The sequence below is a fragment of the Alteriqipengyuania triglochinis genome (genome assembly GCF_054655655.1).
This window is the reverse complement of the sequence record NZ_BAAHNC010000002.1, coordinates 247887-264139: the sequence shown is the minus strand read 5'-3', so window position 1 is coordinate 264139 and position 16253 is coordinate 247887. Positions and strand designations below refer to the sequence as shown.

General features: G+C 64.4%; 13 protein-coding genes and 1 tRNA gene. 10 read left to right on the top strand and 4 right to left on the bottom strand.

Annotated elements, in window-relative coordinates:
* Positions 1–86 precede the first annotated feature (86 nt).
* The 4 genes from ACYQ0L_RS06945 to ACYQ0L_RS06930 form a co-directional block, all read right to left on the bottom strand.
* The gene (locus tag ACYQ0L_RS06945) at positions 87–554 is read right to left on the bottom strand and encodes a DUF2141 domain-containing protein (RefSeq protein WP_459788314.1); all 468 of its coding nucleotides are present in this window, start codon (positions 552–554) and stop codon (positions 87–89) included.
* On the bottom strand, positions 512–1234 hold the full coding sequence (locus ACYQ0L_RS06940) for a sterol desaturase family protein (RefSeq protein WP_459789003.1): 723 nt from the start codon (positions 1232–1234) through the stop codon (positions 512–514). The genes ACYQ0L_RS06945 and ACYQ0L_RS06940 overlap by 43 nt, the downstream gene beginning before the upstream one ends.
* 63 nt (positions 1235–1297) lie before the next feature.
* Positions 1298–1807 carry an MmcB family DNA repair protein gene (locus ACYQ0L_RS06935; RefSeq protein ID WP_459788313.1) on the bottom strand — a complete coding sequence of 170 codons (510 nt, stop codon included), beginning with the start codon at positions 1805–1807 and terminating at the stop codon, positions 1298–1300.
* Positions 1808–1857: 50 nt separating this feature from the next.
* Positions 1858–2247 carry a hypothetical protein gene (locus ACYQ0L_RS06930; protein WP_459788311.1) on the bottom strand — a complete coding sequence of 130 codons (390 nt, stop codon included), beginning with the start codon at positions 2245–2247 and terminating at the stop codon, positions 1858–1860.
* Positions 2248–2389: 142 nt separating this feature from the next.
* Between ACYQ0L_RS06930 and ACYQ0L_RS06925 the strand changes: the two genes are divergently transcribed.
* The 10 genes from ACYQ0L_RS06925 to ACYQ0L_RS06880 all read left to right on the top strand — a co-directional run bounded on the left by ACYQ0L_RS06925 (position 2390) and on the right by ACYQ0L_RS06880 (position 16180).
* Positions 2390–2466 (top strand) — tRNA-Arg (locus ACYQ0L_RS06925).
* Between the two features lie 798 nt (positions 2467–3264).
* The gene (locus ACYQ0L_RS06920; protein ID WP_459788310.1) at positions 3265–5598 is read left to right on the top strand and encodes a TonB-dependent receptor; all 2334 of its coding nucleotides are present in this window, start codon (positions 3265–3267) and stop codon (positions 5596–5598) included.
* Positions 5599–5723: 125 nt separating this feature from the next.
* Entirely contained in the window at positions 5724–7376 is a 1653-nt protein-coding gene (locus ACYQ0L_RS06915) for a carboxylesterase/lipase family protein (RefSeq protein ID WP_459788309.1), read from the top strand.
* A gap of 11 nt (positions 7377–7387) precedes the next feature.
* Positions 7388–8962 (top strand): AMP-binding protein, encoded by a 1575-nt coding sequence (locus ACYQ0L_RS06910; protein WP_459788308.1) that lies wholly within the window; start codon positions 7388–7390, stop codon positions 8960–8962.
* Entirely contained in the window at positions 8959–9720 is a 762-nt protein-coding gene (locus ACYQ0L_RS06905) for a TetR/AcrR family transcriptional regulator (RefSeq protein ID WP_459788307.1), read from the top strand. Before ACYQ0L_RS06910 ends, ACYQ0L_RS06905 begins: the two co-directional genes overlap by 4 nt.
* A gap of 119 nt (positions 9721–9839) precedes the next feature.
* On the top strand, positions 9840–10727 hold the full coding sequence (locus ACYQ0L_RS06900) for an SDR family NAD(P)-dependent oxidoreductase (protein ID WP_459788306.1): 888 nt from the start codon (positions 9840–9842) through the stop codon (positions 10725–10727).
* A 69-nt stretch (positions 10728–10796) separates the two neighbouring features.
* Entirely contained in the window at positions 10797–12461 is a 1665-nt protein-coding gene (locus tag ACYQ0L_RS06895) for a carboxylesterase/lipase family protein (RefSeq protein WP_459788305.1), read from the top strand.
* A gap of 28 nt (positions 12462–12489) precedes the next feature.
* The gene (locus ACYQ0L_RS06890) at positions 12490–13833 is read left to right on the top strand and encodes a spinster family MFS transporter (RefSeq protein WP_459788304.1); all 1344 of its coding nucleotides are present in this window, start codon (positions 12490–12492) and stop codon (positions 13831–13833) included.
* 86 nt (positions 13834–13919) lie between these two features.
* Complete coding sequence (locus ACYQ0L_RS06885) at positions 13920–15419, top strand: FG-GAP repeat domain-containing protein (RefSeq protein WP_459788303.1); 1500 nt, start codon at positions 13920–13922, stop codon at positions 15417–15419.
* Positions 15416–16180 (top strand): SDR family NAD(P)-dependent oxidoreductase, encoded by a 765-nt coding sequence (locus tag ACYQ0L_RS06880; RefSeq protein ID WP_459788302.1) that lies wholly within the window; start codon positions 15416–15418, stop codon positions 16178–16180. Before ACYQ0L_RS06885 ends, ACYQ0L_RS06880 begins: the two co-directional genes overlap by 4 nt.
* Positions 16181–16253: the final 73 nt, after the last annotated feature.

The following is a 16253-nucleotide window of genomic DNA, read 5'->3' as shown; positions in this document are numbered from 1 at the left end:
CCGTTCATGGGCCCCGTTGTGACGGTGCATGGTAAATATTATGTTAGTTTGCAGCAGGTTCGCGTGGTCGACCGTGCGCGGCAGGCTCAGCGTGCGATGTAGCGCATCCTGATCGTCTGGTAGACCGTCTGGTCCTCCGCCACCCGAAAGGCTGCGGAGGAGAAGCGCGGCGGGCCGAAGCGCGCCTTGGCATCGCGCGAAAATCCGAAGCCTTCCTTGGGCAGGAACAGCGTCTTGTCCGCCTTGCCGTTGCCGTTCTCGTCATGCAGCAGCGAGATCGCGTACTCGCCGGGGGGCACATCGTTGAACACGATCGTCACGCGCGAATTGGCGCGGACCACGCGGTGCTGGGCCAGCCGGTCTTCGCCGCAATCGGGAAAAGCGTTTTCGCTGGGGGTGAGGCAGGCGAGCACCGTGCCCTGCGCCGATCGCACATCGACCACGGTCACCACCACATCCTGCTGGGCAACGCCCGCATTGCCCAGCGTGGCCAGTGCCGCGCCGCCGATGGCTAGCGCGCGAAGCTGTCCGATAATCCGCGGTCGGTTTTGCATAGACGATCCCAAAACCTGAAATAGAGCCCGTAATTGCACTTGTAGCGTTCGTGGTGGAGCTGGTGATGGCTCGCGGTGATGATCCAGTTGCCGATCGGCGAACGCACCAGCCAGCGCGGGAACATCTCCCACCCCATGTGATTCGTGACCCCCATGACCGTCATCACGGCCAGTACGATGCCAAGCATAGCAATGTGGATCGGCACGAGGAAGACGAGAACCGGCACAACCACCGCACCGGTGAGTGCTTCTATCGGATGAAAGCTCATCGCCGCCCACGCCGTCGGCGGACGGCTGGCGTGGTGGACGGCGTGGGCAAGCTTGAAGATGCGCGGCCGGTGCATCCAGCGGTGCGTCCAGTAGAACCAGGTGTCGTGCGCGAAGAGGTAGATCAGCACCGACAGCGGCAGGTACCACAGCGGATAGTCGCTCCAGTCGCTGTAGATCAGCGTCCAGCCGAACCGGTCCCACCCGAAGCCGACGATCCCTGCCGGGATGCCGAAGATCGCCGCGGACACGAGCGACCAGCCGATCTCGCGCCTGATCTGGCGTTGCAGCCCCGCGTGATAGCCTGGGCGCACGCGCGTGGTGAGTGCGGCGAAGGCCCCGCTCACCGCGAGATAGCGCAGCGCGACGATGCCGATCATCGCGAGGGTGGAAAGAAGGATGGCCGGCAGCAGCGACATGCCGATGCTATGCCGGAGGAGCGGAGTCGAAGCGAGCCCCTTTGGTTCTAGGCCGCCCTAGAGTTCGCCGCCGAAGGGTGCGCAATCGGGGTCGCACGCGACTGTCGCGCGGCGCATCGCGGTCCGCACCAGCCGCTCCACCTCGACCTTGCGCCGCGCCGGTGCCAGCGGATGGCGGGCCGCCGGCCGCAGGATTTCCGCGTCGTAGCCATCGGCCACGATCAGCCCGCAGCGATCCGGCATGAAGCCTTCCCCGTCGAGAATCGCCGCATCAAGGTGCGAGCCGATGCCCCAGTAGAACTTGTCGCAATGGTCGAGATAATCGGGCCACTTGGCATCGCCCGTCAGATCCGCGCGCGAGACCTTGATCTCCACGATGATAACGTGGCCCTTCGCATCGATCCCCATCAGATCTGCACGGCGCCCGCCGCGCAGGGGCATTTCGCTCAGGCACCAGATATCGTTGCGGGCGAACAGCCGCATGATGCCGCGCGCCGCCTGCGAGGCATCGCACAGCGTTTCTTTCGCGGGAGTCGTATCGTCGAGCAGGAAGGGAGCATCGGCCATGGCTTTCTAGGAACATAAGGGAAACATTCTGTCAAGCGCATGACGGCGGGTCACTCGCTCAGCGCGGTCGCCACCTCTTCTAGCACTTTGGCGCGCTGCTGCTCGTACTCGGTCCACAGGCGGGCCGCGGCCGTTTGCGGACTGGCCGAGCTGCCATGCGCGGCGAGCAGCGCGTCGAGCCCGACGCGCATCGTCGCCACCAGCTCGCACAGCGCGAATGTCGCAGCGTCGCCGCGCGAGCTCCGCCTGCGCGCAAGCAGGGCGATCTGCGCCGAGGCTTGGGTATCTTCGTGCGGGGCGGGCCGTCCGGCGAGCATGGCCAGCACCTGTGCCGCACCTTCCACCGCAGCCCACTGCTCGATCAGCGCCGCTGCGCTGTCGAACGTGCCTGGGGCATCGGCGCGCGGGGCCAGGGCGGTATCGGGCGCAAGATCGCTCATCACGGCGCAGACGCTAAGGCAGCGACTCTTGCGATTGTCCTAATGCGCGCGCCAGCGCTGTCCTGCTCATCCAGGGGTAAGCGATTTTTCCCGTGGCGCGGCCCCGATCGCTTTGCTAAGCGCGCTGCTCGCACATTGCGATGCACCCGTAGCTCAGCTGGATAGAGCGCTGCCCTCCGAAGGCAGAGGCCACAGGTTCGAATCCTGTCGGGTGCACCAGCTTTTCCGCCATTTCTGACCCACCTATCCGGTGCCGCTGATACCCTTGGGTCGGGCTGACGAGCACAGCATGCCCATGTGGGCCAGAATCGGATCTGAGCGCCCTAGTTATCGTACCCACGGACACCTGCTCGCCATTTCGTGGCCTCAGCTATCTCGATTTCCAGCAGTGTGGCCGTTTCGGCGATCATGAAACGCTGTACCCAAGCCGGCGGCTTACTGCGCTGGTCCTCGCCTTTCTCGTCGGCAGCGGCTTTCCACGATGCGCAATCGTTCCCATCTGCAACCTTGCGTTTTGACCATCGCGCGAGAGTGCGAAGCGAGCCGCAAGATCGCTATTGTCTATCTTGGCTAGAGTGATGGTCGGGTCGAGCAGTGAATTTGGCCGCATTGAACGTCAGTAAGCCAGGAAATGCGTTGGCATCAGCGTATCTGAGGTTGGCGTCCGCCAGCGGTCCCGCAAGCCTCGCCTAGGCATAGAGGCGGTCGTCGATCGTCAGGTAGGATTCCAGGCACTCGCGATACCTGCCGGACGGCATCCGATCCGAGGTTTCGCCGCGTCGCCAAGAGCCCCGCTTCCAGGCCTTTCCGGCAATTTTCGGCGTCTTCGTGGTCTGCCGTGCAGCGAGACATTGCTGGTCTCGATATCTCTCGATGGGATCCGGCTCAGCCATGCGCCACATCCGCAACTTCAAAAACATTCACACGAACGAGAGTGAATGTTGACAAGCGCGGGTGATGCGCGGATGTGTGAATGACCGCGGCAGGGCCAACTGCCGGGAACGATGGAGAGGATCTATGAGGGGAACGCTGCTTGCGTCCGCGTCTGCGGCCGCGCTCGGCCTGTTACCGGCCGCTGTGAGTGCTCAGGCAAATGCCCAGCCGCAGGATGATGTCGAGGCCGAAACCGAAACCACCGAAGAGCTTTCGCCGGCCGCCCAGCAGGAAGGTGGCAATACGATCATTGTCACCGCCACGCGGCGCGAGGCGCGACTGCAGGATGTGCCCCTGAGCGTCACGGCGTTCAGCCAGGAAGAGCTGACCGAAAAGGGCATCGTCGGCTACGAGCGTCTGGCGCGCGAAACCCCTGGCGTGGTGCTCAACCGGCCGACGCAGAACTTCAACAACTTCACCGCGCGGGGCATCTCGACCAACGGTTACAGCGCCGGTTTGCAGGCTCCAGTCGCAATCTACATCGACGAGCTGCCGATTTCGGCAAACGGCAATTCGACCATTCTCGACCCCAACCTCTACGATGTGGAGCGGGTGGAGTTTCTGCGCGGGCCGCAGGGCACGCTGTTCGGTTCGGGGTCGCTTGCCGGGGCCCTGCGCATCATCACGAAGGCGCCCAACCCGAACCGCTTCGAAGCGTCGGCGCTGGTCGATCTGGGCTATACCGAACAGGGCGGGCTGCGCCAGCGTTACAATGCGATGGTCAACGTGCCGATCGCCGAGGATACGGTGGGCTTTCGCGCGGTCGGCTATTACCGCAACGAAGACGGATGGGTCGACAATATCGGCACGGGGATCGACGATGCCAATTCGATCGAAGCCTACGGTATCCGCGCCGCGGTCCTGATCGAGCCGACCGACAAGTTTTCGGTCAAGATCTCGGTCAATCGGGAAATCAGCAACCCCGACGATTCGGCGCTGACCAACCCGGCGCTGGGCACCTATGTCCGCCGGACCGCGCAGCCCGACAGTTTCAAGAGCGACCTGACCGCTATCAACGCGACCCTCGTTGCGGATTTCGGCTTTGCCGAGCTGACCAGTTCGAGCACCTATTCCGATATCACGGGCGATTTCATCGTCGATCTGGCTGGTACCTATGACCAGCTGGTGCCCTTCTCGCTCGATGCGGTGGGTTACGACGATATCTTCGTGCAGGAAGTGCGCCTTGCCTCGACGCATGACGGCCCGTTCGAATGGATCGTCGGCGGCTTCTATTTCGACAAGCGGCGCGATGTCGATTTCGACTATCGCACCACGCAGGCGTTCCTCGACCAGACCAACACCACCGGCTTCACGGACCTCTATTATCAGCGGTTCAAGAACTACACCGACATCTCCGAGAAAGCGGTCTTCGGTGAACTGACCTATCGCTTCAGCGACAATTTCTGGGTCACTGGCGGGCTTCGCTATGGCGAGGTTGCGGTCCAGACCACGACGCGCGGCGGGGGCTACAACAGCAACTTCCTCACCCGAGGCTATTGCGCGGTCTTCACGGCGCAGTGCCTGGGCTTCGTCCCGGCGCTCACGATCACGCCGATCCAGCCAGCCGTCGGCCTGCTGGCGAAGGACGACAAGATATCGTGGAAGGGCAGCGTCTCGTTCAAGCCGAGCCGCAACCTGACCACCTACGCGACCGTATCGACAGGCTTCCGGCCGCCGGTGGTCAATGCGCGGGCCGGTCTGGCACCTCCTGCCGCCCAGCCGAACGACATCACGATCCCCGCCGGGGCAAGTTCGGACAAGCTGACCAATTACGAGATCGGCGTGAAGGGTTCGTTCTTCAACAACCGGTTCACGGCCAACCTGGCTGCATTCTACATCGACTGGAACAACATCCAGGTGCAGGCAAACCGCGTTTCGGATGCGATCCAGTTCGCCACCAACATCGGTGGTGCGGTCAGCAAGGGCTTCGAGTTCGAACTGGTGGCCCAGCCGGTCGACGGGATCAGGCTGCAGGCCAGCGGTGCCTATATCGATGCGCGGATCGACGACCTGTCGCCGGTCGAAGCAGCGATTTCGGGAGCGGAAGACGGTATCCGCCTGGCAACTCCCGAGTTTCAGGGATCTGCCAGCGCCACCTACAGCTTCCCCGTTGGCGACACCGAGATGGCGTTCGTGACGGGCAATGTCGCCTATGTCGGCTCGTTCCCCGGGCTGTTTCCGAATGTGCCCGGCCAACCGGACACTCGGTCCCCGCAATATGATCTGACCGACGAATACGTGTTCGCCAATGCCTATGCCGGGCTGAACCTCACGCCGGATCTATCGATCACGGCCTATGTCGAGAACGTCTTCGACAATGACGCGATCAATTACGTCCACCCCGAAGCGTTTCTCGACGGGCGTTACGGGCGGCTTCGGCCGCGGACCTACGGGGTACGGACGAGCATCAAGTTCTAGCCGCCATCGCTTGCGGCCCGCCTTTCTACCGGTGGGCCGCAAAGCGGCTTCATTCTTCGCAGGTTCCGGTCCGCGAGCCTGCCATCGCAAGGCCCTTAGGCAATAAAGGTGATTTCGTGCGCGTTGTGAAACTTCTCTGCAACCTCTCCGCTTCGCTGGCATGCGGTCTGGCCATGGCGTTCGGTGCGCCCCTCGGCGCCAAGGAAGTGGCGGTGGTCGAAACATCGGCGGGTGCGGTCGAGGGATCGCTCGACGATGCGATCGCGAGCTACAAAGGCATTCCCTACGCCGCGCCGCCGGTCGGCGATCTGCGATGGAAACCTCCGCAGGAGCTTGCGGGATGGGACGGCACGCTCGATGCGACCGCATTCGGTCCCGCCTGCTACCAGCCGACCGTGTCCGGCGCGGCCAGTTCTATCTATCAGGACGAGACCGGTCCGTTGAGCGAGGACTGCCTCTCGCTCAACATTTGGGCACCGCAGGATGCTACAACTGCTCCGGTGTTCGTCTGGATACACGGAGGGGCGCTTGTTTCCGGCACCAGCCGCTTCGGCATGTATGACGGGACGCGGATGGCGCAGCAGGGCGCGATCGTGGTGTCGATCAACTATCGCCTCGGTGCGCTCGGCTTCCTCGCCCATCCCGATCTCACTGCGGAATCTGACCAAGGCATTTCTGGCAATTACGGGTTGATGGACCAGATCGCCGCGCTCCGCTGGGTAAAGCGGAACATCGCGGCCTTCGGTGGCGATCCGGAGAATGTGACGATTGCCGGAGAATCTGCGGGCGCGCTCAGCGTGATGTGGCTGATGACCGCACCGCCCGCGCAAGGCCTGTTCGACAAGGCGATCATGCAAAGCGCCTACATGATCTCTTCGCCCGCGCTCAAGGACGCGCAGAACGGCCATCCGTCTGCGGAATCGATGGGTGTCTGGCTGCAGGGTAAGCTTGAAGCGGACAGCCTTCGCGCGATGCGCGCGATGGAGCCGGGCGAACTCGTCAACCGTGCGACCCGCGCTGGCTTCCTCACCTGGACCACGGTCGACGGGACGCTGATCCCCCACCAGATCGCGGAGACTTTCGATCGCGGCGAGCAGGCGCAGGTGCCGATCCTTGCCGGGTTCAACAGCGGCGAAATCCGCTCGCTGCGGCGGCTCCTGCCGCCCGCACCGAACACCAAGACCGCCTATGAAGAGAAAATCCGCGAACTCTATGGCGATCTCGCGGACGTCTTCCTCGCACTCTATCCGGCGGATACCATCGACGAGAGCATGCTCGCGGCCACCCGCGATGCGCTCTACGGCTGGACGGCGGAGCGGCTGGCGCGCAAGCAGACCGCGCTGGGGCGCGATGCGTATCTCTACCTGTTCGATCATGGCTATCCGGCGACGGACGAGGCGGGCCTGCACGCCTTCCATGCGTCCGAAATTCCCTACGTGTTCGGGACGATCCACGAGACCGCGCCCAACTGGCCGCGCATTCCGCGCACGCGGGCCGAACGTGCGCTGTCCGATGCGATGCTGCAATACTGGATCACCTTCGCGCGCGACGGCAACCCCACCGCACGCGGCCAGGTCGACTGGCCCGCCTACGGGCCGGATGCGGCCTTCATGGTGTTCGACGAAAGTCCGCAAACCGGCAAGCAGTTGCTCGGCACCCGCTACGCCCTGAACGAGGCGGTCGTGTGCCGCCGCCGCGCGGCGGGCGACCAGCCCTGGCATTGGAATGTCGGTATCGCGAGTTTGCCGCTGCCGCCGCGTGTCGAGGGCTGTCAATGATACCGGGGAGCATGCAGCCCTTTGCGCTGACGCTGGACAAGTTCATCCTCCACGCGGCGAAGTGGCATCCGCAAGCCGAGGTCGTCACTGCGAGTGAAACCGGCGCTTCCGCGCGCATTGGTTATGACGACCTATGCGCCAACGCACAGCGGGTGTCGGCTGCCCTCGCCGAGCGCGGAGTGGAGCAGGGCGACTGCGTAGCGACGCTGGCGTGGAATACGCAGGCCCACCTCGAATGCTGGTACGCGATCATGGGGATGGGCGCGATCTGTCACACCCTCAATCCCCGTCTCATGCCTGAGCAACTGGCGGACATGGTGCGGCAGAGCCGTGCGCGCATCCTGATCCTGAGCGCGGACCTGCACGAGCTTGCGCGCGATATGCTCGCCGAGACGCCGTCGGTCGCGGAGGTTCTGCTGATCGACGAAAGGGGTGCTGAGGCGGCGTCGATCAGCGGTGGCACGCGGCGCATCGGCACCATGGCCGACGCTGCCGCTCAAGCGGCGGGCACGGTCGAATGGGGCCTGTTCGACGAACATGCGCCGTGCGGTCTGTGCTTCACATCGGGCACCACCGGTTCTCCCAAGGGGGTTACCTACACGCATCGGGGCAATTATCTGCATAGCCTGCGTCAGTTGCAGGCGGATGTCGCGGCGCTGACCCATCGCGATTGCGTGCTCACGATGGTGCCGATGTTCCACGCCAATGCGTGGGGCCTGCCTTTCTCGGTCCCTGCGGTCGGCGGCAAGCTGGTCTTGCCGGGGACGGTCTCGGGTGGGGGCGCGCTCGCGACGCTGATCCGCGAAGAGAACGTGAGCGTGGGAGTGGGCGTGCCGACCGTCTGGCTTGGCCTAATGGACTACCTCGACGAGGCAGGGCTCGACCTGCCGTCGCTCGATCGGATCATGGTCGGCGGCGCGCCGATGCCGCCTGCGCTGATGGACCGCATCGAAGCGCGCGGCATTCGCGTGCAGACGACCTGGGGCATGACAGAAGTGTCGCCGCTGGGCACCGCTACGCCCCCATCCGCCGAGGTACGCGATGCGTCCACGTCCGGTCGCCCCGCACTCGGGATCGACCTGATGGTGACCGACGCGGCCGGCAGCCCGCTTGCGGATCAGCGCGAGTCAGAGGGCCATTTGTGGGTGCGCGGGCCGAGTGTGGTCGAGCGCTATCTGGGGCAGGGTGAGCCGGTCACCCAAGACGGCTGGTTCGACACTGGGGATCTTGCGCAGATCGACGCGAGCGGCAATCTGAGCATCACGGGCCGCGCTAAGGACCTCGTCAAATCGGGTGGAGAATGGATCAATCCCGCCCAGATCGAAGCGATCGTGGGCCAGCATCCCGATGTCTCGATGGCCGCCGTCATCGGCCGCGAAGATGCCAAATGGGGGGAGCGCCCCGTCCTGCTCGTCGAGTTGCGCGAGGGCACCAGGGTCAGCGACGAGGCGCTGCTCGGCACGCTCGATGGCAAGATCGCCAAGTGGTGGCGGCCCGACGAGGTCCTTCGGCTCTCGAACATGCCATTGGCAGCCACGGGGAAAATCGACAAAATGCGTCTCAGATCGGAGTATGGCCGGTCATGACGATGTTGGAACAACCCGCGGCGCGTCCCGCGCAGACCCCCGATAGGAAGAGTAAATTGTCGAAATCCAAGGCCCGCGAAAAGCGGCCGACCAAGGCGGAGCAACGAGCGGAAACGACCGAGCTGATCCTCGACGAAGCCGAATACCTCTTTTCGCGCCATGGCCTGCATGGCGTCACGCTGAAGGATGTCGCCAAGCGGGTCGGCGTCCACCACACGCTTTTGAACTACTATTTCGAGGACAAGCAGAAGCTGTTCGATGAGGTCTTCGGCCGCCGCGCCGTGGTCGCGAACGAAGTGCGCATGAAAGCGCTCGACGATTATGAACGCGAAACGGGGGGCAAACCCACGGTCGAAGGCGCGCTGCACGCCTTCCTCGACACCAACCTCGATCTTTATGGCGATGGCGGCGACCAGTGGCGCCATTCGGGCAGGCTCGCCGCGCTCGTCTCGAACACGCCGGAATGGGGCGCCAACATGTTCGACGAATGGTTCGACCCGGTCGTGCTGCGGCTGATCGAGCTTCTGAAGAAGGCGCTTCCCGACGCGGCGGAGGAAGACCTTTTCTGGGGTTATCACTTCACGACCGGTGCGCTGATGCTGACGCTGGCGCGGACAGGGCGCATCGACAAGCTTTCCGGCGGGCTCGCCCAGTCGGAGGATTTCGCGGCCGTCAAACAGCGGATGGCGCGCTTCATGGCGGCGGGATTTGTCGAGATTTGCGTAGCCAAGGGCGGAGGCAAGCCGACCGAAAACTGATCTGCGCGCCGTTTTCGACGCCATGGCGTCGACAACGGAGACTTTGCGCCATGATATTAACTCGCTAGAGAGTGAATTAACGATTTCGCCAAGGGGATAAAAGATTGTCGTTTACCCGAATGCTTGAAAACAAGGTCGCAATCGTCACGGGTGCGGGCGGTGGCCTCGGCCGGTGTCATGCTCTCGAGCTCGCACGTCACGGCGCGAAGATCGTCGTTAACGACCTGGGAGAGAAGGCCGCCGATGCGGTAGTGCATGAAATCCGCGAACTCGGCGGCGAGGCGATGGCTGCTGCGTGTTCGGTGACCGATGAACAGGCCGTCGCGCAGATGGTCGAGCGGACCATCGAGCGCTGGGGACGGATCGACATCCTGATCAACAACGCAGGGATTCTGCGCGACAAGAGCTTCGCGAAGATGGCGATCGCGGATTTCCGGACCGTCGTCGACGTGCACCTGATGGGCGCGGCGATCTGCACCAAGGCGGTCTGGGCCCTGATGCGCGAGCAGAATTACGGGCGCATCGTCATGACCACCTCGTCCTCTGGCCTCTACGGCAATTTCGGACAGGCGAACTACGGGGCCGCGAAGATGGCGCTCGTCGGCCTCATGCAGACGCTCGCGATAGAAGGCGCCAAATACGATATACGCGTCAACGCGCTGGCGCCGACGGCTGCCACCCAGATGACCGGCGATGTTCTGCCAGAAGAGTCGCTCAAGCGGCTCGATCCGGCGCTGGTGAGCCCCGGCGTCGTGCATCTGGTCGGAGATGATGCGCCGACCCGCGCCATCCTATGCGCTGGCGCGGGCCATTTCGCAGTCGCACATGTGACGCTCACCAACGGCGTGCAGATCGGTGGCGGGGACGGAGCCGCCGCCAACGTGGCGAAAAACTGGGATCGGATTGCGGACAGGTCCGGCGAGATCGTGCCCGAATACGGTTTCACCCAAGCCGAGCGCGAGGTGGCTGCGGCAAGGGGCGACAAGGAGGCAATGGCCGAAGCCTAACAACGCGCCACGGCGCGGGCGCGGGCGGGAGCAACCCGTCGCGCACCAGGGAAGAGGAGTGATGAACGCATGAACCGGCGCACGCCGTTCTTCGGATGCCTTGCCCCCGCGCTGCTGCTCGGCGGCTGCGTGGCGTCGAGCGATACGCCCACCGCTGCGGTCGATCCCGCCTTGGCCGTTCCCGTGGTCGCGACGACGCAAGGCGCGATACGCGGGACTTCGGAAGGGACGCTCCGCGTCTTCCGCGGCATTCCCTACGCTGCCGCGCCGGTGGACCAGCTTCGCTGGGCGCCGCCGCAACCGGTAGAGGACTGGGATGACGTATACGACGCCAGCGCCTTCGGCCCCGCCTGCATCCAGCCCACCGTCCCTGCTGCCAGTCTCTACAATGATCCGCCCGCGCGCTCGTCCGAAGACTGCCTCAACCTCAATATCTGGGCGCCCGACGACGCGGACGACGCACCCGTCATCGTGTGGATTCACGGCGGTTCGCTCAGGATCGGCGCGAACAGCCTGTCGATGTACGACGGCGCGCACTATGCGCAGCGCGGGGTGGTGTTCGTATCGCCGAACTACCGTCTTGGCCCGCTCGGCTGGCTCGCCCACGAAGATCTTAGCGACGAGTCCGAGGCCGGCATCTCGGGTAATTATGGCCTGCTCGACCAGATCGCGGCGCTGCGCTGGGTGCAAGAGAATATCTCGGCATTCGGGGGGGACCCCTCCAATGTCACGATCATGGGCGAGTCCGCCGGGGCTCTCAGCGCCACCTACCTGATGGTTTCGCCGCAGGCGCACGGGCTGTTCGACAAGGCGATCATTCAGAGCACCAACCTGCGCAGCTTCCCTTGGCTATCCGGGCCAGCGAACGGCATGCCGTCGGCCGAAACGATCGGGGCGGACCTGCTCGGCAAGCTGGGTGTGGCCGACATCGCCACTGCCCGCGCGCTGGACGCCCAGCAACTGACCGATCGCGCCACCCTCGCCGGGTTCGCACCGCAGGGCACGATCGACGGCACCGTCCTGCCCGCCCAATTGGTCGACATTTTCGACAATCGCGAGCAGGCGCGGGTGCCCGTAATCATTGGCTACAACGCCCACGAGTATCGCCCCGAAGGCGGCCTCGGACTGCGCATGCCCCGCACGCCCGCGAACTATGCGGCGATGATCGAGGCCACCTTCGGCGATCTAGCCGCCAAATTTCTTCGCATCTACCCGCACAGCGAAGGTGCCGACGCCCTGCTCGACGCAACGGGCGATACGATTTTCGGCTGGTCGGGCGAACGCATCGCCCGCAGCCAGCGCGCACTTGGCATCGCGTCCTACTTCTATGTTTTCGACCACTGCTACCCGTCGGCCAGGGCACGCGACCTGTGCGCGTTTCACGCCAGCGAAGTGCCGTTCACCTTTGGCAATCTGGATGCTGAAGCGATGACGGCCCGCTGGCCGGTGCCCGACGGCGAGCACGACCGTGCGGTTTCGGACGCCATGCTCGATTACTGGACAAGCTTTGCAGCAGCCGGCCGCCCGACCGCACCGGGGCACCCGGCATGGCAGCCTTACGGATCGGCCGAGCACTACATCCGCTTCGACAACGGCCCGGTGCCGGGTCGCGATTACAAGCCGGGCATGTTCGAACTGCTTGAAACCTTTGCGAAGCGCGAGCGCACGGCGGGGCGTTCGTGGGGCCTGCCGGTGGGCCTCGATGCGCCGCCGAAATCCGACGACAAGCAATAGAAATGAAATCCGAGGGGAGAGCACGACCATGAGTAACACCGAGACCAGCGGCGCTGCGACGGCTCCTCCGATCGAAACGCCCTATGCGAAGGCGTCTTACCGCTATTTTGTGCTCGGCGTGCTCACGCTGGTCTACGCGCTGAATTTCGTGGACCGGCAGCTGCTCGTGATTCTGCAGGAGCAGATCAAGGAAGAGCTGCTGCTGTCGGATACGCAGCTCGGCCTGCTCTCGGGCCTCGCCTTTGCAGCCTTCTACGTTATTTGCGGCATCCCCATCGCGCGCTGGGCCGACAAGGGCGTTCGCCGCAACATCATTGCGCTCGCGCTCACCGTATGGAGCGGCATGACCGCGATCAGCGGGTTGTCGCAGAACTACCTTCAGCTACTGATGGCGCGGATCGGCGTCGGCGTCGGCGAGGCAGGCGGAAGCCCGCCGGCGCACTCGATGATATCCGACGTCTTCCCCGAGAAGGAACGCGCAACCGCGCTCTCTATCTACTCTATCGGCATTTACATCGGCATCCTCACCGGGTTCGCGCTGGGCGGCGTTATTGCCGAGACTTTCGGTTGGCGCATGGCCTTCTTCGTGGTCGGCCTGCCTGGCATCCTCGTCGCCATATTTGTGCGGTTTGCCGTGGCGGAGCCGATCCGCGGCTGGTCCGAAAAGCGCGAGACCGAAGCGGGCGACAGCCCGACCTTCCTGGCGACGCTCAAATTCCTGTGGTCGCGAAAGACCTTCCGCAACCTGGCGTTGGCGGGAAGCCTGCAGGCGATGGTGATCTACGCGATCGGCAACTGGCTCCCCTCGTTTTTCCTGCGCTATCACGAGATCGGTCTGGCGGAGCTGGGCGTCTGGATGGCACTGACATCGGGTTTCGGGGGCGGTGCGGGATCGTTCTTCGGCGGGTGGTTCGCCGACAAGATGGGCCAGCGCGACCGCCGCTGGTACGTGTGGGGCTCGGCCATCATGATCCTCGCCATCACGCCGGTTCTGCTGGTGATCCTGAAGACCGGCAACCTGACGCTGGCGCTGCTGCTGACAGGAGTGTTCCACTTCCTGTCGGCATCCTATCTCGGCCCGGCCCTTGCCGTATCGCACGGGCTGGTGGGCCTCCGGATGCGCGCGCTGACATCGGCGGTGTTCTTTTTCTTCATCAATCTGATCGGTCTGGGTCTCGGCCCGACCATTGTCGGCTACCTGAGTGACACCTTCACTGCTTCCGGCTCCGACGGGGCGTTGCCCACCGCAATGCTGATTGTCGGCTGCACTGCCTCGGTGTGGGGCTTCGCGCACTACATGTTCGCATCGCGCCATGTCCGGCAGGACATCGCCGACAGTCCTGCCACGGCGCCGAAGGTCGAGGCCTTGTGATACACGACAGCGCCCGGCGCGTTTTGCTTGCGGCCCTGCTTGCCTTCGTGGCGGCAGGGTGCGCGACGGCGCCCCTCCGGCAGCCGGTGCAGCGAACCGTCGCCGATGCGCCCGGCACGGCCCAAGCGCCCTCCGGTAAGTATATTTCCTGGCGCGAGCACCGGATCGATGACGAGGATGTGGGCGAAGTGCCGATCCGTGGCGGCGACGGCTTGCAGATGGCCGATCTGGACCGTGACGGCTTTCTCGATATCGTGTCGGTCCACGAGGATTCGAACCACCTGCGGATCGCCTTCGGCAGCGCGGACCCCGACCGCTGGACGCTCGCGACGGTGGCGTCGGGCGCCATTGTCGCCGCGATCGAGGATGTCGCGGTAGGCGATCTCGATGGCGACGGCTGGCCGGACCTGGTTTCCGCCAGCGAGGAAGCGCACCTCGCCTTCTTCCGCAACCCGGGCAGCGGGAGGGAAGCGCGCGCGGGCGAGTGGCAGGGCTTCGTCCCGCCCGTCACGCAGGGCCGTGGATCTTGGCTGCGCGTCTTCGTCGCGGATATCGACGGAGACGGCCGCAACGACGTTATCGCTGCGAACAAGGGCGCAACCGATATCGTGGACCCCGATGCCCCGCAGGCGGATCGTACGACTTCGCTCTTCACGCTTCGCGGCGACCCACTCGACGCGAAAGCCTGGCGCGAGCAGGTGCTGCTGGCGAAGGACGTGCCCAACACCGCGATGCCGGTCGACATTGATGGCGACGGCGACCTTGACGTGCTCGCGGCCGCGAGGCTGTTGCAGCAGGCCTACATCTTGGAAAACAGGGGCACTGACCAAGCGGGCTTGGTGGTGATCGAACCGCACCTGGTCCGGATCGATGACACTGCGGTGCCCGGCTGCACTGTCGCGACCAGTGCTTTCCAGTCCACCTTTCGCGACATGAACGGCGACGGGCGACCCGATCTCGTGACGAGCTTCTTCGAGAAGTGCGGCGAGCCGCGCGCACCGGGCGGTCTGCCCGTGCTGGGCTGGCTCGAACAGCCTGCCGAACTGCGTGCGCCGTGGGTCTACCACCGCATCGGCGACATCCTTCCCGACATGGTGATCGCGGTGGAAGTGGCCGATTTCGATGGCGATGGTGATCTCGATGCGGTGACCGGAGGCTATTCGGGGCTCAACATCCTGAAGGGCGGATACACGGGGGCAACGCGCGAGGCCGACCATCCAGGGGTTACCGCATCGTCGACCGTAGGCCGCATCGCATGGTTCGAAAATTCAGGCATCGCTGGCGGCGAATGGCAACGGCACGATATTTCGCGGCGCGTGCGCGGCATGTTCGACCAGTTTATCGCTCGCGACATGGATGCTGATGGGGACCTGGATATGGTTGGTACGCGCGGCAATAGCGGGCGGTTCGACGGCGTTTTCTGGTTGGAGCAGGTGCGCAGCGGAACACCGCGCCATGCCTTTACTCCCGCCCGCAAGGCCGAGAGCCGAGCGCTTCCCCTGCCGCCCTCCCACTGGTTTGACCGCTATGAGGAGGTCAATACGCTGATCGCACCCAACAAGCGGACGGAGGGCGAACGACCATGAGCCACACTCTTGTCGGGCGTGTCTGCCTCATCACGGGCGCATCTTCGGGCATCGGCGCACACCTCGCACAGGTAATGGCAGACGCAGGTGCACAGGTCGTGCTCAGCGCACGGCGCACCGAACTGACCGACAAGATTGCCGCCGAGATCCGCGCAGGCGGCGGCGAAGCCCTTGCCGTCCCGATGGATGTGTCCAGCGAGCAATCCGTGGAGCAGGCGTTCGACCAGGCGCAGGAGGCCTTCGGAACGGTCGATACCGTGGTCGCCAATGCGGGTGTCTCACGCTACGGGCGCTCCACCGATCTTGCTCAATCCGATCTGCGGCAGGTGTACGACACCAACCTGCTCGGCGTCCACCTCACCGCCAATGCGGCGGCGCGCGCGATGATGAAGGCCGGCAGCCGCGAACACGGAATGGGACGGATCGTCATCATCGGATCGATCACCGCGCAGATGACGGGGCAGGGCGATGCCGCCTATGCGGCCAGCAAGGCGGGCGTCGCGCATCTTGGCCGCCAGTTGGCGCGCGAATGGGTGCGGCAGGGGATCAACGTGAATGTTGTGCAACCCGGCTATATTCGTACCGCACTGGTGGGCGAATGGTTCGATAGCGAGGGTGGCGAGGCACAGATCGCAAGCTGGCCGAGACGCCGCATCATGCAAATCGATGCGCTCGACAATCTCGTCCTGTTTCTGTCGTCAGATGCGTCGATCTATGTGACCGGATCCACCTTCACCGTCGACGACGGGCAGGCACTATAGGCTGGTCTCGCTTTGGGGCAGGCCGAGCGGACCAGAGTGTTCAGCTGGAGGGCTGGCTGGGCCGAACGACGCG

What these genes read in the sequence shown, in the direction of transcription:
- ACYQ0L_RS06945 (WP_459788314.1), bottom strand. Translation starts at nt 554, where the DNA reads ATGCAAAACCGACCGCGGATTATCGGACAGCTTCGCGCGCTAGCCATC.
- ACYQ0L_RS06935 (WP_459788313.1), bottom strand. Translation starts at nt 1,807, where the DNA reads ATGGCCGATGCTCCCTTCCTGCTCGACGATACGACTCCCGCGAAAGAA.
- ACYQ0L_RS06930 (WP_459788311.1), bottom strand. Translation starts at nt 2,247, where the DNA reads ATGAGCGATCTTGCGCCCGATACCGCCCTGGCCCCGCGCGCCGATGCC.
- ACYQ0L_RS06920 (WP_459788310.1), top strand. Translation starts at nt 3,265, where the DNA reads ATGAGGGGAACGCTGCTTGCGTCCGCGTCTGCGGCCGCGCTCGGCCTG.
- ACYQ0L_RS06910 (WP_459788308.1), top strand. Translation starts at nt 7,388, where the DNA reads ATGCAGCCCTTTGCGCTGACGCTGGACAAGTTCATCCTCCACGCGGCG.
- ACYQ0L_RS06905 (WP_459788307.1), top strand. Translation starts at nt 8,959, where the DNA reads ATGACGATGTTGGAACAACCCGCGGCGCGTCCCGCGCAGACCCCCGAT.
- ACYQ0L_RS06900 (WP_459788306.1), top strand. Translation starts at nt 9,840, where the DNA reads ATGCTTGAAAACAAGGTCGCAATCGTCACGGGTGCGGGCGGTGGCCTC.
- ACYQ0L_RS06895 (WP_459788305.1), top strand. Translation starts at nt 10,797, where the DNA reads ATGAACCGGCGCACGCCGTTCTTCGGATGCCTTGCCCCCGCGCTGCTG.
- ACYQ0L_RS06890 (WP_459788304.1), top strand. Translation starts at nt 12,490, where the DNA reads ATGAGTAACACCGAGACCAGCGGCGCTGCGACGGCTCCTCCGATCGAA.
- ACYQ0L_RS06880 (WP_459788302.1), top strand. Translation starts at nt 15,416, where the DNA reads ATGAGCCACACTCTTGTCGGGCGTGTCTGCCTCATCACGGGCGCATCT.